This is a genomic window from Mediterranea sp. ET5, assembly GCF_023337025.1.
Classification (GTDB): Bacteria; Bacteroidota; Bacteroidia; order Bacteroidales; family Bacteroidaceae; genus Phocaeicola_A.
The window spans coordinates 1-19,719 of record NZ_JAMBLN010000029.1; the positions used below are offsets into that span (position 1 = coordinate 1).

General features: G+C 59.6%; 15 protein-coding genes. 13 read left to right on the forward strand and 2 right to left on the reverse strand.

All coding sequences use genetic code 11. The annotated features are described in order from the left end of the window. The 7 genes from M3087_RS13460 to M3087_RS13490 form a co-directional block, all read left to right on the forward strand. Positions 1–350 (forward strand): hypothetical protein (locus M3087_RS13460; protein ID WP_249096556.1); only part of this gene is annotated, 350 nt, incomplete at its 5' end. A 458-nt stretch (positions 351–808) separates the two neighbouring features. Beyond that, the gene (locus M3087_RS13465; RefSeq protein WP_106484139.1) at positions 809–1,369 is read left to right on the forward strand and encodes an RNA polymerase sigma-70 factor; all 561 of its coding nucleotides are present in this window, start codon (positions 809–811) and stop codon (positions 1,367–1,369) included. A 17-nt stretch (positions 1,370–1,386) separates the two neighbouring features. Further along, positions 1,387–2,556, forward strand: coding sequence for a FecR family protein (locus tag M3087_RS13470; RefSeq protein ID WP_249096558.1), 1,170 nt, complete (start codon positions 1,387–1,389; stop codon positions 2,554–2,556). Between the two features lie 29 nt (positions 2,557–2,585). Beyond that, positions 2,586–5,981, forward strand: coding sequence for a SusC/RagA family TonB-linked outer membrane protein (locus tag M3087_RS13475; RefSeq protein ID WP_249096562.1), 3,396 nt, complete (start codon positions 2,586–2,588; stop codon positions 5,979–5,981). A gap of 21 nt (positions 5,982–6,002) precedes the next feature. Next, positions 6,003–7,466, forward strand: a complete 1,464-nt coding sequence (locus M3087_RS13480; RefSeq protein ID WP_022384182.1) for a RagB/SusD family nutrient uptake outer membrane protein — start codon at positions 6,003–6,005, stop codon at positions 7,464–7,466. A gap of 21 nt (positions 7,467–7,487) precedes the next feature. After that, positions 7,488–8,225: a DUF4843 domain-containing protein gene (locus tag M3087_RS13485; RefSeq protein ID WP_022384181.1), complete on the forward strand. Its 738-nt coding sequence runs from the start codon at positions 7,488–7,490 to the stop codon at positions 8,223–8,225. A 20-nt stretch (positions 8,226–8,245) separates the two neighbouring features. Continuing rightward, on the forward strand, positions 8,246–9,817 hold the full coding sequence (locus M3087_RS13490; RefSeq protein WP_249096563.1) for a PKD-like family lipoprotein: 1,572 nt from the start codon (positions 8,246–8,248) through the stop codon (positions 9,815–9,817). Between the two features lie 135 nt (positions 9,818–9,952). On the opposite strand, the gene M3087_RS13495 is transcribed toward M3087_RS13490, so the two are convergent. Then, on the reverse strand, positions 9,953–11,902 hold the full coding sequence (locus tag M3087_RS13495) for an LTA synthase family protein (protein ID WP_106484134.1): 1,950 nt from the start codon (positions 11,900–11,902) through the stop codon (positions 9,953–9,955). A 197-nt stretch (positions 11,903–12,099) separates the two neighbouring features. Here M3087_RS13495 and glf point away from each other — a divergent pair, with 197 nt between their 5' ends. The 6 genes from glf (at position 12,100) to M3087_RS13525 (ending at position 17,936) form a co-directional block, all read left to right on the forward strand. Beyond that, positions 12,100–13,218 (forward strand): UDP-galactopyranose mutase, encoded by a 1,119-nt coding sequence (glf, locus tag M3087_RS13500; RefSeq protein ID WP_022384178.1) that lies wholly within the window; start codon positions 12,100–12,102, stop codon positions 13,216–13,218. A 37-nt stretch (positions 13,219–13,255) separates the two neighbouring features. Then, complete coding sequence (locus M3087_RS13505) at positions 13,256–13,627, forward strand: GtrA family protein (RefSeq protein WP_249096564.1); 372 nt, start codon at positions 13,256–13,258, stop codon at positions 13,625–13,627. Between the two features lie 120 nt (positions 13,628–13,747). After that, entirely contained in the window at positions 13,748–13,951 is a 204-nt protein-coding gene (locus tag M3087_RS13510) for a hypothetical protein (protein WP_249096565.1), read from the forward strand. Between the two features lie 13 nt (positions 13,952–13,964). Next, positions 13,965–15,293, forward strand: coding sequence for a TolC family protein (locus M3087_RS13515; RefSeq protein ID WP_022384175.1), 1,329 nt, complete (start codon positions 13,965–13,967; stop codon positions 15,291–15,293). A gap of 12 nt (positions 15,294–15,305) precedes the next feature. Continuing rightward, entirely contained in the window at positions 15,306–16,340 is a 1,035-nt protein-coding gene (locus M3087_RS13520; protein ID WP_249096566.1) for an HlyD family secretion protein, read from the forward strand. A 3-nt stretch (positions 16,341–16,343) separates the two neighbouring features. Further along, on the forward strand, positions 16,344–17,936 hold the full coding sequence (locus tag M3087_RS13525) for a hypothetical protein (protein WP_249096567.1): 1,593 nt from the start codon (positions 16,344–16,346) through the stop codon (positions 17,934–17,936). A gap of 981 nt (positions 17,937–18,917) precedes the next feature. Here M3087_RS13525 and M3087_RS13530 read toward each other — a convergent pair. After that, the gene (locus tag M3087_RS13530; protein ID WP_106484128.1) at positions 18,918–19,547 is read right to left on the reverse strand and encodes a viroplasmin family protein; all 630 of its coding nucleotides are present in this window, start codon (positions 19,545–19,547) and stop codon (positions 18,918–18,920) included. Between the last annotated feature and the right edge of the window lie 172 nt (positions 19,548–19,719).

Below are 19,719 nucleotides of genomic sequence, written 5' to 3' on the forward strand. Positions count from 1 at the left end.
TTGGTGGAACAAACAACCGTTATTGGGCGGGCGTTATTGGACCATCCGTTATTGGACCGGGCGACCAGACCGGTCGCCCCTACATTCGTGGGGTGGACATTCCGGAATTGCGTTTTGACAAAATGTCAAACGAAGGGGGCTACAATGTCTTTCCTCGCACCAAAATACGATTTGGTGGATTCGGAGGGCCTTCTCGGGCGATTCGCAAAATACAGATTGATGCAGACAGGGGTGTTGGAACAACATTCCGGAGGGTGTTGGGAACGGATGGGTGTCCTTTTTTCTGTTTCTCTTTCCTTATATCCCTCTTTTTATTACCTTCCGATTTGTTGACAGCACCCTTCTTCTAGAGAGTGAAACTCACTTCTTTTTACTTCCGTTTTCCAAAGATTTGACTTCCGGGCGCGAAACAATTGTATTTGGCAGATGAAACTATATTGTTTGAGGCGGCAAACTATATTGTTTGGCGCGCGAAACAATATTGTTCCGGGCACGTTTTGTCTGTTTTTCGAAAATGAAATGTATCGTTTTCTAAAATAAAGGGTATTTTTCCGGTATTCCGTTTGCAATCATTCACGTTTCGTCTCCAGATTATCGGATATTCGAAAAGAACGAGTTAGCGAGAAAGGGGGATTTTGATGTTTCTGTATGGTGAAGAGGCTAAAAGCATGGCAAAATGTTATCCGGCACAACAAATGGAGGATAAGTGGAGGAGGCACACGGGAAAGCCGGATATCCGTCTGCTTTTTTCATCCGTCTGCTTATCATGTTATCCTAAAAATACGTATTTTTGCGACCGAACACAAACATGTCTTGTAACGAAAAAATGTCGGAGTCGGAGAGAAATATCCTGTTTGAGGACTTATTCAAATCACATTTCCACCAGCTGTATGTGCATGCCTGCGGCTATGTGCAGGATGAGGAGTGTGCCAAGGACATCGTACACGACTCTTATTGCTACCTCTGGGAACACTTCGACCGCTATGCCGACAACTCTTCCTTTCTTACCTTACTGTATACATTCGTCCGAAGCCGTTGCATCGACCATCTGCGACAGAACCGGGTACAGGAAAACTACCTCCTCCAGCGTCCGGAGGACGACGTCCGCGAGGAAGACGACTACGAGGACTATGAACAGGTCCTCGAACGGGTGATGGCAGCCATCCGACGTTTTCCCCCGCAGACACGGCGCGTATTTACCGACTGTGTGTTCCGCCACCTCAGCTACAAGGAGACGGCAGAACATCTCGGCATCAGTCCGCTGACCGTCAAGACCCTCATGGCACGTGCCCTCAAACAACTCCGTCAGCAAAAAGAATTTTTTTCACCCGTCGTTGTACTCCTTTTGCATGCCTTCTCCGTTCTATAGGCAAAGCATGAGGAAGCATGGAACATGACAACGACTTGGATTATGCCCTGAAGGTGCTCGCCCAGCGGGAGCTGGAGCTGACACCGGAGTTCCGTCGGTGGATAAAGGACCGACGACACCGGGAACTGTACACGCAGCTCAAGGCGATGTACGACGCCATCGGCATGAACGAAGGTGCCCTGCCCGACACACAGGCAGAGTGGGAACGCCTGCAACGGGGCGTCCGTGAAAAGAGACACGCTTTCACACCCCGGGCGGCTCACGAGAGTCCGGGACACCGGAAGCTGACCATCCGCCTCATCGGCATCGCAGCGTCAGTCTGCCTGCTCGTGTGGATTGGCACGGGCATACACTCCCGACTGTCGGAACCGGAAGTCCTCACCCTCACCCGGATGGACCCTCATCCGCAGGAAATCACACTGAGCGATGACGGGGGACAGAGTGTCCTCGTCCTCTCCGAGCAGACGGACGCCGACACGCTCTCAACCTTGGGTGCTACCCTGACGGACGGGACGGAGCTGGCGTACGGACAGGAGCAGGCGGCGTCCGCCGAACCCCGGCAACAGACCCTGCGAACACCCCGGGGAAAAGACTTCAGGCTGGTACTTGCCGACGGGACCACCGTCTGGCTCAACGCAGAGAGTACGCTGGAGTATCCCTCGCACTTCGATGGAGAGGAGCGCGTGGTCCGGCTGACGGGAGAAGCTTACTTCCGGGTGGCACCCGACCCCGAACATCCGTTCATCGTGCAGACACCCCGACTGGAGGCACAGGTGCTGGGAACGGGCTTCAACGTCTGCGCCTACGAAGGCAGCCGTCCGCATGTCACCCTCGTGGAAGGAAAGCTTGCCGTCGCCAGCCCCCATTACCACCTGCTGCTGCGTCCGGGTGAAAACGCCGAACTGGACGAAGACGGAAGCATCCGCATCCGGGAAGTGGACACACGCGTCTACACGGCATGGATGGACGGCTACTTCTACTTCGACAACGCCTCCCTCGCCGACATCGCCCGCGCACTGGGCGAATGGTACAACCTCACCGTGGACATCGCCGACCCGCGGGCTGCCGACTACCACTTCACGCTCTGGGTCAACCGACGGGAGAGCATCGCCCAGGTGGTCAGCACCCTCAACGAACTGGGCAAGGTCAAAGCCTCGCTGGACGCACACACCCTGACAATCAACTGAACTATTAACCCCTATAACACAGACACACTATGGAGCTGAGAAAGAACACCTCGTCCTGCCATCCACTCCACCGGGGCTTCCCCTTGGGCAAGCACTCGATGAAGTACGTCCTGGCAGCCTTCCTGCTCGCGGGACCTGCCGCTGCCGAAGCGCAGAACCTGCAACAGGCCATCACGCTGCAAGTCAACAACACCTCACTGGCTGTGGTACTGAAACAGATCAGCCAGGCGTCGGGCTACAAAATCAACTTCAACACCGAAGACCTGCAAGGGCTGACCGCCACCCTCAACACCGGGGGCAAGAAGATGACCGTCGCCGACATCCTGAACCGCCTGAGTGCCGACCTGCCCATCCGCTACCGGATGGAGAAGGACTTCATCACCGTCAGCCGGAAGGACCGTCCGCAACCGGAACAGGCACGGGAGAAACGCCGCGTCAGCGGTTACGTCTTCGACGAGTCCAATGAACCGCTGCCGGGCGTCAGTGTCCGCGTGGAAGGTGAAGAAGGAGGAAACATCACCTCGGTCGACGGAAAATACCTGATTGCCGTCCCGTCAGAGGGTGCCACCCTCATCGTGTCGTACATCGGCATGGAGACCCAGCGGGTGCATATCGCCGCAGGTACCACCGACGTGACACGCAACATCGTCCTCAAGAACGACGCCGAGAAGCTCAGCGAGGTGGTCGTGACGGGTATCTTCAACAGCACCCGCGAAAGCTATACGGGTGCCGCCAGCACGTTCACCCACAAGCAACTGTCGGAGTCGGGTAACCGCAGCCTCATCTCGACCCTGCGCAACCTCGACCCGAGCTTCAACATCGCCGACAACCTCGCCATCGGTTCCGACCCGAACAGCCTGCCCAGCATCACCATCCGTGGTGCATCGGCGCTGCCGACCGACGTGCAGGACATGCAGGTGAGCGCCGACAACCAGCGCACCGCCAACCAGCCGCTCTTCATCCTCGACGGCTTCGAGATTTCACTGACGCGCTTCATGGACCTCGACGAGAGCCAGGTGGAGAGCATCACCCTCCTGAAGGACGCCAACGCCACCGCCCTCTACGGTTCGAAAGGTTCGAACGGCGTCGTGGTCATCACCAGCAAACCCATCGAACCGGGCAAGCTGCGCTTCAGCTACAAGGGAACCCTCAGCGTGGAAGCGCCCGACCTGACATCATACAACCTCATGAACGCACGCGAGAAGCTGGAGTATGAACGGCTCGCCGGACTGTATGAGGCAGACGACGTCCAGACCGACCAGGACCTGAAGTCACTCTACAACCAGCGGCGCATGGACGTGGAACGCGGCGTGAACACCTACTGGATGAAGTATCCCATCCGCACGGGCGTCGGCTCGCGCCACAATGTCTCCATCGAGGGAGGCGACGAGCACCTGCGCTATGGTGCCGCCATCACCTACAACAACGTCGAGGGAGCCATGAAGGGGTCCGACCGCAACACGCTCTCGGGCAACATGTTCCTGCAATACCGTTACAAGAACTTCACCTTCCAGAACAACCTGCAAATCACCAACACCACCTCGAACAACTCGCCCTACGGCTCCTTCAGCGAATACTGTGCCCTCAACTCCTACTACACGCCCTACGACGAGGAAGGCAACCTGAAGAAGACGCTCGAGGACTTCTACTACCCGATGACCGGCGACCGCAACACGGTCTACAACCCGCTCTACAACGCCTACCTCCCGCGGAAGGACAGCAGCGAGTACACCGAAATCACCAACAACTTCTCCATCGAGTGGTACATCCTGCCCGAGCTCTTCCTGCGCGGACAGTTCTCCTACACGAAGCAGACAAGCCGCTCGGACCTCTACTACCCCGCCAGCGACACGATGTTCGACACCTACACCGGGGAGGACTACAAGCGGAAGGGACAGTACACCTACGGCACGGGGGACTCGCAGAGCTACGAGGGGCGCTTCACGCTCAACTACTCGAAGACCTTCCGCGACGTGCACCAGCTCTTTGCAGGACTGGGTATCACCGTCAACGAGTCCAGCGCAGAGAACTACAGCATCGTGGGTGAAGGCATCTCGGTCGACAACATGGACTTCCTGGGCATGGCGAACCAGTATGAACAGGACGGACGCCCCTACGGGACGGAATCCATCTCGCGTGGCTTCGGTGCCCTGTTCAACCTGAACTACACCTACGACCGACGCTACTTCGTCGACCTGAACGGCAAGTACGACGGCTCTTCCCAGTTCGGTGCCAACAACCACTTCGCTCCCTTCTGGTCCACGGGTGTGGGCTGGAACATCCAGAACGAGAAGTTCATGGAGAACCTGCGGTGGATCAACATCGCCCGCCTGAGGATGTCGTACGGTATCACCGGTTCACAGAACTTCGCCTCCTACCTCTCCATCCGCTCCTACCAGGACTTCGGCGGCATCAGCACACAGAACTGGTACGGCGTCTACCTGATGGCATACGGCAACCCCGACCTGCAATGGCAGAAGACCTCGCAGTACAACTTCGGCCTCGACCTGGAGCTGCTCAACCGACGGCTGACCTTCAGCATTGACGTCTACAACAAGATTACCAACGACCTGCTCGCTGACGTGAACATGCCCATCTCCGGCGGTTTCGAAAGCTACAAGGCAAACGTCGGCAAGGTGCAGAACCGCGGTTACGAACTCAGCGCCTCGGCACAGCTCATCCGCGATGTGGAACGCGACCTGCGCTGGACCGTCGGCGTGAAGATGGCACACAACGAGAACCAGGTGAAGGAAATCTCCAACTCGCTGGAGAACCTCAACGAGGACCTGCTCAACCAGGACTCCTACAACCCGAGCTTCATCTACCGCGAAGGCGAGTCGATGAACACCATCTACGCCGTTCCCTCGAAGGGCATCGACCCGAGCACGGGACGGGAAATCTTCGTGAAGCGCGACGGGACGGAGACCTTCGAATGGGACGCTGCCGACCAAGTGCCTTGCGGCGTGGCAGAGCCCAAGATACAGGGTACGCTCAACAGCAACATCCGCTGGCGCGGCATCACCTTCAACATGGTCTTCGGCTACCGCTGGGGAGGAAAGTCCTACAACAGTACCCTCGCCTCGAAGGTGGAGAACATTGCACCCTATGACAATGCCGACCGCCGCGTGCTCTACGACCGCTGGAGCCAGCCGGGCGACGTAGCGCTCTACAAAGGTGTGCAGGACATGACCGAGACACGCCCCACCTCGCGCTTCGTCTTCAAGGACAATGCCTTCTACTGCTCTTCGCTCAACCTGGGCTACGAGTTCCCCACCGAGTGGACACAGCGCAACCTGGGCATCTCCTACCTGGCGCTCAACGGCTACCTCGAAGACCTGTTCTACAAGTCGACCATCAAGCGCGAACGCGGTACCGACTATCCGTTCTCCCGCAAGTTCTCGCTTTCACTCACAGTCAGATTCTAACCCCTCAACACCAACAGACGTATGAAAAAAGCATATTATCCCATACTATTCCTCCTGCTAGCCCTCTGCTCCGCCTGCAACGACTGGCTCGACGTGAACCCCCGTTCGCAAATCAAGGGCGAAGAGCTCTACAAGAGTGAGGACGGCTTCAAGAAGGCGCTCAACGGCGTCTACATCAACATCGCCAAGGAAGGACTCTACGGACGGCAGACGACCATGTACTTCACCGACGCCCTCGCGCGGCTGTGGAAGGACCCGTCGCTCAACACCGACGTACTCTACGCCATCAACCGTTTCGACTACACCCATCAGAACGTGGAGCCGCTGGTCAGCTCCATCTTCCTGACCTACTACAACTCCATCGCCCAGCTCAACGACCTGCTGAAGAACCTCGACGAGCGGACCGACGTGACCTTCCGCTACAACAACGACAAGCTGCTCCGCGGCGAAGCGCTCGGACTGCGTGCCTTCCTGCACCTCGACGTGCTCCGCATGTTCGGTCCCATGCCGCAGACAGCCACCGACGGCACCCTTGCCGTCCCCTACGTGACGGAGATTACCAACGAGACCTCCAAGCTCGTGTCGAAGACGTGGGGCGAGGTCTTCACGCTCATGGAGAAGGACCTGCTCGACGCCAAGGCCCTCCTGGAGGAGTATGACCCCGTCGTGACCGCCACCATGCGCCAGCTGGAGGACACCTATTATATAGGTACGGAGGGCATGCCCGAGGACGAATGGCAGTACTTCCGCCACGGACGCTTCAACTACTACGCCGTGCTCGGCACCCTCGCCCGCATGTATCACTGGAAGGGCGACAAGGAGCAGGCTGCCGCCTATGCCCGTCAGGTCATCGAGTCGGAGAAGTTCCCCCTCGCCACCGAAGAGACCCTCTCGCAGAGCGGCTCCGACCTGGTGATGTATGACGAGCACCTCTTCGACATCGACAACCCCGACCTGCAGGACATCGTCGAACCGCTCTTCGCCACACAGACCGCCAGCCTCAACCAGGATGAAGGCGCCCTGGACGTGGCTTACGAGAGCGACGTGCACAACAGCGACATCCGCTACCGCAACCGCCGTTACTGGGAGACGGTGACCTACCAGCAGAGCGTCATCACCCACTTCCGCAAGTACACCGGCAACAACACCAACGCCAGCTCGAACCGCGTCCCCCTGTTGCGCTCCGTGGAGATGTACTTCATCCTGATGGAAGATGCTCCCATCGCCGAGCTGCAGACATGGCTTGACCCCTACATCGTGGCACGCTCCCTCACCCGGACCGCCATCGAGGGCACGCTCACGACCGAGAGCGAGATCGTCGCCTTCCTCGAAAAGGAATACCGCAAGGAGTTCTACGGCGAGGGACAGCTCTTCTACTTCTACAAGCGTCACGGCTACACCGCCTACACCTGGCCCAGCTCCTACACGCTGCCCCAGAACGCACTCGTCGTACCCAAGCCCGACGGACTGACCGATTTCGAATAACCCCGACAAACGCACAACATCATGAAACAGATATACACTGCACTCGCCTGCCTGGCAGCCCTGCTGGGGTCCGCCACTGCCTGTACGGAAAATGAGATGGAGGTTTATCAGAACGACCCCGCCATCTACTTCAACCACGAAGATGCCGACAGCATCGCCTACTCGTTCTTCACACTCGACTCGCACATCCCCCGCGACACCGTCTGGGTGGAAGCCCTCACCATGGGCATGCCTTCCGACCAAAGCCGTCCCTTCAGCCTCGTACAGGCAAACAGCGGCGATGCCGATGCCGCACAGCCGGGCGTACACTACGTCCCCTTTGACGATGCAGAGGTGCGCGACTCCATCTGCATCAGCGCCGGAGAGGTGTCGCGCCTCATCCCCGTCATCCTCCTGCGCGACGAGTCGCTCAAGGCAGCGACCTACAAGCTCGTGCTTGCCGTACAGGGCAACGAGTACTTCCGTCCGGGCATCGACGCCTGGCGCACCTACACCGTGACCATCACCGATACCGCCATCAAGCCCACCATCTGGGACAGCTACTGGAGCTACTACCTCGGCACGTCATGGGGACCGGAGAAGTTGCGCTTCGCCATCGAGGCTACCGGCTACAAGGACTTCAACGAGCGTCCGCTCGACCCGGGACTGGGCAGCTGGATGTACACCGTCTGCTCCCAACAGCTGGAGGAGTACAACGCCGAACACCCCGACAACCCGCTGTGTGAGGCGGACGGCACCCCCGTATCCTTCGATTATTAACCTTCCGTAAACCAACCATTATGATACGTAAACCTCTTGCATACCTCACGATGCTGCTGGCGCTGGCAGGCACCGCATCCTGCATCGACGACAAAGGCAACTACACCTACATCCCTGCCGAAGAAATGTTCCCCGTCAACATCTCCGTCCCTGAAGCGGAGGAGAACAACAACTTCCTGCGCGGAGTCAAGGGCGACGCCTTCCATGTGGAAGCTCAAGTGAGCGGACTCGAAGGAGGCAGCGGCGCCTACAGCTTCCTCTGGTACGCCTTCCCCAACATCAGCGGCGTAACGACCGACGAACGGGTGGAGCTGAGCACCGAGCAGAACCTCGACCTGCCGAGCCTCACACTCAAGTCGGGCGACTGGATTCTCTGTTTCCGCGTGACCGACAACGAGCTGGGTGTGTTCAAGGAGAGCCAGATCAACCTGACCGTCAGTTCCTCGTCCTTCAACCGCGGATGGTACATCATGAAGGCTAAGGACGATGTGGCGGACGTGGACTTCTTCCCCAATGCCTATCCGGCAGAAGGCTCCGAACCGACACGCAACATGATTGCCCTGGCGGGCTGCACGCTCCACGGCAACCCCGTGGCAGTCGCCTGGCAGGAGTACAACTACTGCCACCCCGTGGTCGATGAGTACGGTACGACCAACATCGAACTGCTCGAAGCATGGCACTTCGTGACCGACCGCGACATGCTCGTGCTCCAGGGCGGAGACGACATGATTCCGCTCAAGGACTACGACGAGCAGTTCTACACCCCGCCCACGAGCCACAACCCGCAGGCGTTCTTCTTCTTCGACACCTACAACCACCAGTTCCTCATCGACGGCAACGAGCTCTACGGCGTACTGGGGACGGCATACAAGTATGTGGGCACGATGACGCCGAAGAGCATCGGCAAGTACACTCTCAAGCCGAGCGACCACTCCTATTACCCCGCCATCATCCCCTACGGATGGTCGGGCGACGTGGTCCTCTTCGACAACAACGGCAAGGGCTTCTACCGCTACATGCCCAACAGCACCTCGTCGAACGTCAACGCCCTGAGCGAATATGAGCTGGATGGCGAGACCATCGACCCGGGCAACATGAACGCCGACATCGTGAAGCTCTCCGGAAGCCTCAACTACGACGGGCAGACCTACATCCTCATGCACGAGCTGGACACCGACCGCTACCGCCTGGGCAAGATGCCCTACGGGACAAGCAACCTCTTCGAGTCCTACAACGAGGTGCCGGCGGGAAGCATGCTGCTCGACAGCGAGTTCATGGCGACTCCGGGCGTGGGAGACTTCGTCTACTTCACCCGCGGGAACGAGATTTACTACTACCGCGATGCGCCGGGACTGGACGAGCGCGAGTTCAAGCTCTTCGATGTGGCAGCCGACGAGCGCATCACCTACATGGTGTGCAACAGCGGCTGGAACGGAGGCAACTACCTCATCATCATGACGACCAAGGACGGTGCCTGGAACTGCTACTTCTACCTCATCCCGAACACCAACCAGCCTGAGGTGACGCTGCCTGCCGAGAAGGTCATGAGCGGCGAAGGCGTTGCCAGCCGACTGATGTACAAGGTCTGGTAAGACGGAAGCACGGACGCCCTCTCTCCCGGTGACGACCGCACCGGGAGACAACAAGAGGAGGCACGGACACACAGAGCGAATCTCTTTGCACTGTGTATCCGTGCCTCCTCTTTTTATCGGGAGTCCCGCGGGGTGTCACTTCCGGTGGTCCACCGTGCGACCCTCCTGCACGAGCTGTTCCGTGGCTTGAAGCATGGAGAAGCAGTAGTCCTTCAGCCGGCGGTAGGGGTCGGACATCTCCACGGCGACGGGTGTGCCTGCCGAAGTGTCATAGCAGAACTCCTGCCCGACGGTGGGGTTGAAGACATACAGGTGGGAGCTGTCGCGTGCCGCCACGGTGTTGTCGGCGGTGTAGAACATCGCCGGACGGCGTTCCCGCGTCAGGTCGACGCCGAAGTTGTTCTGCGTGTAGCCGATGCCGAGCATTCCCAGGAGCGTCGGTGCCACATCGACCTGTCCGGCGAAGTCGGTGCGCTCCTCGGGGGTGATGCCCCGTCCGTAGATAATCAGCGGGATGTGGTTGTACGATTGCGGCAGCTCGCAGTCGGCGGTGCCCACCATCTTGCCGTGGTCGCCCAGGAAGACAAAGAGCGTGTTGTCGAACCAGGGCTCGCGCGACGCCGCCTCCATGAAGTCATGCACGCAGCGGTCCGCGTATTCCACAATCTGCTGTTCGGGCGTACTGCTCTTCGGACGGAAGTCGGGCGGGAGGATGTAGGGCGGATGGTTGCTGATGGTCAGCAGGGTAGCGAAGAAGGGCTTGCCCGTGGCGGCATGACGGTTGAGCACCTGCAGGGCATAGGTGAAGAGGTAGTCGTCCTGCACGCCCCAGCTGCTGACCAGCTTGTCGGCAGGATAGTTCTCCTGCGAGTAGATTTCCTCGTAGCCGTTGGTGCGGAAGAAGGCGTTCATGTTGTCGTACTGCGACTCGTGCGTCATGAAGAACATCGTGTCGTAGCCGTTGTCACGCAGGACGGTGGGCAGACCCGAATAGGTGGGGATGACCGAGCCTTTCATCGCGTTGCGCTTCATCACCGACGGGAAGGAATAGAGCGTGGCATACAGTCCGTGGTTCGTGTGGTTGCCGGCGGAGTAGAAGTTGGCGAACGAGAGCGAATGACGGTAGAGGCTGTCGAGGCAGGGCGTCAGCTGCGCCTCCTGACCGAAGCGTTGCATCAGGCTGGCGGACATCGACTCCATGAGCACCAGCACCACGTTGCGGCGCGACGGCACCGAGTCGGGCTGTACGACCCGGGCAAGGGGAGAGATGCCCTCGATGCCCGTCCGCCCGAGGTAGGCACAGGCACGGTGTACGGCCTCCTCGCCATCCATGAGGTGCAGCGTCCGGTTCTCCGCACGCAGGTCGTCGACCACGCTCGCCATGAGGTTGAACGTCGGGTTCAGACCCATCTGGTTGAGCACGGGGTTCAGGCAGAAGTAGGCTGCACTCACCTTGATGGGGTTATAGCCCATGCGTCCGCGGATGCCGAAGAGGCACAGTCCGATGAGACAGGCCGAGACCAGCAGGATGCCGCCGCGCTGCCCCCAGGGGATGTGCGCCTCGGACAGGTGACGCCGTAGCAGCTTCAGGTAACGGCTCGTCAGGAACCAGAACAGGAAGAGCGCCGCCGCGAAGTAGAACAGGTAGACATAGTAGGAGCTTTCGCCCAGGACCATCGAGGCAGTGGTCGTCCCGTACTCGAACCAGTTGAAGATGGACGAGTTGAGCACCTTCGTGAAGTAGAGGAAGTAGGGGATGTTGGCGGCAGCAGATAGGAAGAGGATGCCGTAGAACACCGTGAAGAAGGTCTGGATGAAGCGGAAGAGCCACTTGCCGTAATAGTCGCACAGGGCAGCGATGCACAGCACCGCCAGCGGGAGGATGAGCACGTAGCAAGCGATCACATTGTCAAACCAGAGCCCGCGCACGAAGGCGGTCAGCGTCAGCGTCGCATCTTCACGAAGCTCGGCGGGCACCTGCGGACGGACGTCTATCCAGAACAGCACGCGGAACATCGTGAGCAGCACGAGTCCCGTCACGTGCACCGCGAGCAGGTAGGCAAACGACTGGAGGAATCTTTTCATTGTTTTAAGTTTATGATGGTTGGGGTTTATGGTTATCCGGACGTACGGGGCTGACGGGACACACGGCGCTTGTTGCCGCCGGGTCACCGCCTCTCCCCTGCCGGCGCCGCAAAAGTAGCACAAAAAAGCGGGAAACAAGGCATGTTACAAAGACATTAAGACTTATCTTTGCCCCTGTCAACAAAACCATCCCAAGCATGAAAGCAACTTATGACTACCTGATCGTGGGAGCCGGACTCTTCGGCGCCGTCTTCGCCCACGAAGCCACCCGCCGGGGCAAGCGTTGCCTGGTCATCGACAAGCGGCAGCACACAGGCGGGAACATCTATTGCAAAGAGGTCAATGGCATCCAGGTGCACTACTACGGCGCACACATCTTCCACACCGACAACCGCCGCGTGTGGGACTACGTGAACCGGCTCGTGGAGTTCAACCGCTTCACCAACTCGCCCCTGGCGTCCTACGGCGGCAAGCTCTACAACCTGCCGTTCAACATGAACACCTTCTACCAGCTCTGGGGCGTCCGTACCCCCGCCGAGGCACGGGCACGCATCGAGGAGGAACGGGCACGCTATGCCCACATCGGCGAGCCTGCCAACCTGGAGGAGCAGGCGCTCAAGCTCGGCGGACGCGACATCTACGAACGCCTCATCAAGGGCTATACCGAGAAGCAGTGGGGACGTGCCGCCACCGAACTGCCTGCCTTCATCATCCGCCGTCTGCCCTTCCGCTTCACCTTTGACAACAACTACTTCAACGACCGCTACCAGGGCATCCCCGAGGGTGGGTACAACCGCCTCATCGACGCCCTGCTCGAAGGCAGCGAGGTGCGCCTGGGCACCGACTACTTCGCCCACCGCGAAGAGCTGGACCAGCTGGCGGACACCACCCTCTTCACCGGCTGCATCGACGAGTACTTCGAGTACTGCTTCGGACGGCTGGAGTACCGCAGCCTGCGCTTCGACCACCGGGTGCTCGAAGACACCGACAACTTCCAGGGCAACGCCGTGGTCAACTACACCGAGCGCGAGGTCCCCTACACACGCATCATCGAGCACAAGCATTTCGCCTTCGGCACACAGCCGTCGACCGTCATCACCTATGAGTATCCGGACGACTTCGCCCCCGGCAAGGAGCCTTACTACCCCGTGAACGACGCCCGCAACTCGGCGCTGTATGAACGCTACCGCTCCCTGGCGGACAACTGCGTGGACGTGCTCTTCGGCGGACGGCTGGCGCAATACACCTACGCCGACATGGACGACACCATCGAGGCAGCCCTGCAGCTCGTCGACCGCGAACTGGACCGGAAGTGACGACAGCCCCGGAACGAGAACCAAGCACAGACGAACCATGAGGGAACTGATACGCTTCGGCCTGGTGGGCGCACTGGCAACGGCGCTCCACTATGGCATCTACTACGTGCTGTGGCGATTCGCACACGCCAATGAGAGCATAGCCTACACCGTGGGCTATGCCCTCAGCTTCGTTGCCAACTTCTACCTGACGGCGTACTTCACCTTCCGCTCGCGCCCCTCGTGGCGTCGTGCCGGCGGCTTCGGCGGAGCTCATCTGGTCAACTACCTGCTCCACATCAGCCTGCTCAACTTCTTCCTCTGGCTGGGCGTACCGGAGGCATGGGCGCCCGCTCCTGTCTTTGCCATCGCCATCCCCGTCAACTTCCTCCTCGTCCGCCGGGTCTTCAGGAAGAAACGGACCGACTGACGGCGTCCTGCCCCCTTATTCGCCGTTCTTTTACGCTTTATTAACAAAACTACAGGGTTACAAGCGAAGTTTATTTTCCATACTTTTGCAGCCGGAATGGAGTATAATGCTCCACGTATCATGAACTGCAAAAGACAAAGCAAGACTACAACCACCCACTTACCAAGGCACTTAGGCTATCCCGTACCCGAGTCCGCAAGCCCCTCTGAAGGCTCGCAACGCAGCAGGCAGTGGCCTGCCACACCGAAAACCCGTCCGCTGAGCTCCGTCAGCAGGGGCACACGGACACTCCCCGACCCGGGCATTCCTCACACCGCATTCTAACACACTTACGACAATGAAGAAACGTACGTTGCTCACGGCATCGCTCGCGCTGATGCTGTGTCCGCCGTTGGCGTATGCCCAGACAGACGCCCGGCACCCCCTGACTCTCGAACAACTCTTTACGCTCGCCGACCGCAACAGCAAGTCGCTGCGCCCTGCCGTCACCGGTGTCGCCGAAGCCGGACAAGCCGTCGAGGCGGCGCAACGGGCACGCCTGCCGGACATCAACGCGTCCCTCTCCGGGAGCTTTCTCGGCAACGGATGCCTCATCGACCGCGACCTGGGCAGTGGGATGAAAGCGCCCATGCCCCACTGGGGCAACAACTTCGCCCTCGAGGTGACTCAGGTCATCTATGCCGGAGGGGCGCTCGACGGCGCAGTCGCCCTCAGCCGGCTCCAGGCGGAAAGTGCACGGCAGACGCTCGCCGCCGACCGCAACAAGGTCCGCTTCCTCGCCCTGGGCTACTACCTCGACCTCTTCAAGCAGCAGAACCTGCTGCAGGTCTACGACCGTCACATCGAACTGACACAGCGGACGCTCCGTGACATGCGGGCACGCAGCGCGCAGGGCATCATGCTCAAGAACGACGTAACGCGCTATGAACTGCTGCTCGCCCAGCTGGAACTGACGCGCACGCAGCTCCGCAACACCCTCGGCATCCTCAACCACGACCTCGCCACCACGCTCGGACTGCCCGACGGGACGGTCGTTGCCCCCGACACGACCCTGCTGCAACGTTCGCTCCCGACGGACGACCGTACCTGCTGGCTGGAACGCGCGCAGACGCAGTCCCCCACCCTCCGGCAGCTCGACCTTGCCACCGCCATGAGCCGCACGCAGGAGAAGCTCGTCCGCTCCTCCCTCCGTCCGCAGGTCGCCCTCGTGGCAGCCGAACACTTCGACGGTCCCATCACCATCGAGGTCCCGCCCATCGACAAGAACTTCAACTACTGGTACGTCGGGCTGGGCGTGAAGTACAATCTGTCGGCCCTGTTCAAAACCCCTAAGTCGCTTCGCCGTCAGCAACTTGCCACCCGCCGGAACCAGGAGATTGCCGAGGATGCACGCGAGCAGACCTCCCTTGTCATACACGCAGGGTACACCCGTTACCGCGAGGCGTACGAACAGCTGCGCACCCGGGAGAAGAGCGTCGAACTGGCGCGGCAGAACTACGACGTCATCGCCCATCGCTACGCCAACGAGCTGGCACTCGTCACCGACCTGCTCGATGCCGCCAACGCGCGCCTGTCTGCCGAGGTGGAACTCGCGAACGCGCGCATCGACATCGTCTACCAGTACTACAAACTGCATTACCTCGCCGGAACACTCCAAGACAATTAACACTCACTCACTATGGAACGAAAGAACAAGAAAATCCTCATCAACACCGTCATCATCCTCGTGCTCCTCACGGGCTTCACCTGGGTCGTCTCCCGCTTCGTCCGTCTCGGACGGGTGGAATACACCGACAACGCCCAGGTGCGCCGCCTCATCGTCCCCGTCAACAGCCGTGTGCAAGGGTTCATCCGTGAAGTACGCTTCGAGGAGTACCAGCATGTGCACAAGGGAGACACCCTGCTCATCATCGAAGACACCGAGTACCGCCTCCGTCTCGCCCAGGCGGAAGCCGACCGCCTGAGCACCCTCGCCGGAAGGAGCGCCATGGGCACGACCATCACCACCACGGGCAACGACCTCTCCGTCTCCGATGCCGGCATCGAGGAAGTGCACGTCCGCCTGCTCAACGCCGAGAAGGACTACCACCGCTACCGCACCCTGCTCGAACAGGAAGCCGTCACCCCGCAGCAGTTCGACAACGTGCGCACCAACTACGAAGCCCTCAAGGCAAACTACGAACGCCTCCTGCGGCAACGCCGGTCGACCGCCCTCGTCCGTCAGCAACAGACCCAGCGGCTGGACCAGAACGACGCCGCCGTGGCCGTCGCCGAGGCTGCCCTCGACCTGGCACGCCTCAACCTCTCCTACACCGTCATCACCGCTCCCTGCGACGGGGTCACCTCGCGCCGTACCGTGCAGGAGGGACAGCTCGTGCAGCCCGGTCAGGTGCTCCTCTCCGTGGTGGACGACAACGACGTCTGGGTGATAGCCAACTACCGGGAGACGCAGACCGCCCACCTTGCCGAGGGCATGAAGGTCCGCATCAGCGTCGACGCCATCCCGGGCGTGACCTACGAGGGGCGCGTGCAGGCGCTCTCCCAGGCTACCGGCGCCCAGTACTCCCTCGTCCCGCAGGACAACTCCGCGGGCAACTTCGTCAAGGTGGAGCAGCGCGTCCCCGTCAAAATCGTGTTCACGGACGCGAACCGTGCCGCCGACCTGCAACGGTTGCGCTCGGGGCTGAATGTCGAATGCGAAACAGCCTACTAGCCCATGAGCCGTCTTGACGAACTCCTGCGCCAGCTCCCTGCCTTCAAGGAGTGGGTGCCCATGCACGTGCGTACATGGTCGTTCTACGCGTTCATCCTCGTCTTCCAGCTCTCGGGCGGCATCTACCTGTCCGCCCTGCCCGACATGGAGGGCGAGACCGCCCTGATGCAGGAGGACCTGCTCATGGCGGGGCTGTCCTCCTTCCTGGGCATCTCCATGGTCTTCCCCCTCCTCTTCCGGCTGAAGTTCCGGCTGACGTCGCGCTTCATCCTGCAAGTGACGAGTGCGGGGCTCGTCGCCTGCAACCTCGTCACGATGTACTGCCGCAGCGTCCCGCTGCTCGTGGTGACCTGCTTCATCGCCGGGATGCTCCGCATGTGGGGGACCTTCGAGTGCTTCTCCACCATCCAGCTGCGCATCACGCCCACGCGCAACTTCGCCGTCTTCTTCCCCGTGGTCTATGCCACCGTCTTCGGGTGCATCCAGGTGTCGGGCTACCTCACCACGTGGCTCGCCTACCACTACCACTGGCAGTACATGCATCTCGTCATCATCGCCCTGCTGCTGGGCGTGTTCGGCTGTACAAGGCTGCTCCTGCGCCCCTTCCACATGGGCAAGCCCATGCCGCTGTACGGCATCGACTGGCTCGGCGCCCTGCTGTGGAGCACGGGGCTGGGGCTCCTCATCTTCGTGGCGAACTACGGCGACTACTACAACTGGTTCCATTCGCCCCTGCTCTGTGCGGCGCTGGCGGCAGGCATCGGCTGCGTGGCGTTGAACATCGGACGGATGCACCACATCCGCCACCCCTACATCGACCCGCAGGTCTATCGTTACCCGAAGGTCGTCCCCATCATCCTGCTCTTCGCCGCCCTCTGCCTGCTCAGCTCTACGGCGACGGTGCTCCAGGGGGTCTTTACGGGAGTGATACTCGGCTATGACAGTCTGACGGCGGCACGCCTCAACCTGCCCTCGCTGCTCGGCACGCTCGCCGGAGCCGCCTTCACGCTCTACGCACTGACGCGGCTTCACCTGACGTACAAGCAGCTGACCGTCCTGGGCTTCGTCTGCGTGCTGGCGTACCAGGTGGAGTGCTACTTCCTCATTTCGCCCGAGACCGCCCTCGGTCAGCTCTACCTCCCCGTCTTCGTGCGCAACTTCGGGAACGTCATCCTCTACATTGCCCTGACGACCTACCTGCAGCAGCTGGTGCCCTTCGTCTTCTTCTTCCAGGCGCTCGGCGCCGTGGGCTTCATCCGCGAGGGCATCGGTTCGCCGATAGCCAACGCCCTCACCGCCCGTCTGTTCAAGGTGGTACAGCAGTCCAACGCCTTCACGCTCAGCACGTCGCTCGACGGTCTGGACGTCCGCAGCGCCTCGCTCCCCCTGCCGCAGCTCTTCGGCGAGCTGCAACGCCAGTCCCTGCTGGTCTCACTGAAGGAGGTCTACGGCTACGCCGTCCTGCTGGGCATCCTGTTCCTGCTCCTGGTGCTCGCCATGCGCTACCGGCACATCGTCCGCTTCGTGCGCATGCCGCCGGTGGAGGTGTTCAAACGGTTGCTGGAAATCCGGCACACGGGAGAGCGGGGCAATTGACAATTGAAAATTGACAATTGACAATTGCCCTGCGGCATGGGGGATGTGCCCACAAGGCGGCGAATGTAGGGGCGACATAACACAATTGACAATTGAAAATTGACAATTGACAATTGCCCTGCGGCGTGGGGGATGTGTCTACAAGGCGATAATTGTCCACTGTCAATTATCAATTGTCAATTGTCAATTGAAAGTCCGGTTTTAACATCACATTTTCCCGATTTGGCGGTTTCAGCTAACGCACATTTTCGTAAAATCGTCCCAATTAGAAAAACGCGCGTTAATTATTTTAAGGAACGTCCGTCGGAACGCACCAAAATAAACGGTTATTCACACAATTATACCGTTTCTAACGCAAAAAGACCGTCCGTCGCACCCATCGTCGCGGTCGAAAGCACCGGTGACTGGCTTCGTACGGACGAACGACTACCGTCGTACCGACGTGTCCGCACGGTCGTAGTCGTTCGTCCGTACGAAAACAGCTATCTGTCCCCATTTTTTAGAGCCCGAAGGGGCACGATTCCGAAGGTGTGAAATTGCGTCCGTCCGTGTGAAAAGAGCGACGGAAAGAAACGAATAAAAAGAAAAAGGAAACAGAAGGGAAAGAAACAGACAGAAATACCGACAACATGCAAAACACAAATCGCCCGAGAATGCCTTCTTTGCTCACGAACGCGTAGTTGGATGCAAGGAAGCCCCTTCTCGGGCGATTCGTTTGACATTTTGACAAATTGACACAACCGCCACATTCCATGAACAAAACATTTCTCAAAATGTAGGGGCGACCGGTCTGGTCGCCCGGTCCAACATATTCAATTGACAATTGACAATGGACAATTGACAATGCCCCTGCGACGTGTGTACACATCCGGGCAATTGGACCGGGCGACCAGACCGGTCGCCCCTACATTCACCGCCTTGTGGTCTCGTCCCCATGCCGCACAGCAATTGTCAATGGGTAATGGATAATTGACCATTGATTTATTTCCGCCCGAAGTCCGCCGGGACCTCGCCCCAGCGTTCGGTCTCCCATTTCAGGATGGGCGTAGCGTAGGTATGGGTGTGCAGCCAGCGTTCAGCTCGCTCGATGAGGGCGAAGAGCGGTTCGGTCTGCGGGGTGCGCTCCAGCTTGGTCTTGCACTTCTTCTGACGGACCCAGCTGATGGCCGTACGGCTGTCGGAGTACACGGGCATGGAGAGGTGCTTCTGGTCGAGCAACGCCAGGGCGTGGACAATGGCAAGGAACTCGCCGATGTTGTTCGTCCCCTGCATGGGGCCGAAGTGGAAAATCTCCTGACGGGTGCGGAGATACACGCCCCGGTACTCCATCGGACCGGGATTGCCGCTACATGCCGCGTCGACCGCCAGTGCCTCGGTCTGCACTTCCGCCCCCCAGGACGGCTGCGCGGCGGATGCCTGCCGGGCGGCTGCCCCACGACCTACGTAGTGATAAGGGGAGGACGCGTAGGCACGCTCTGCCTCCTCGCGACTCTCGAACGACTTGTAGACGGCTCCCTCGTAGCCTTTTATCTGTGCCTGGCATTCGCTCCAGGAAGTGTAGATGCCCGGGGTGACGCCGTTCCAGACGACATAATATTTCTGTTTTGCCATACGCTGGGTGTTGTTTGGCTGCAAAAGTACAAAGAAATGGGGGAACCGGCAGCAAAGCGACGGAACTTCCGCTACTTCCGCTCCGCCCCGCCGCAAAAGAATCCGGACAGAAAAGTTCAATAATACGGACAAAAGCGTACGATTGTTTTAAAAGAAATACATATATTTGCAA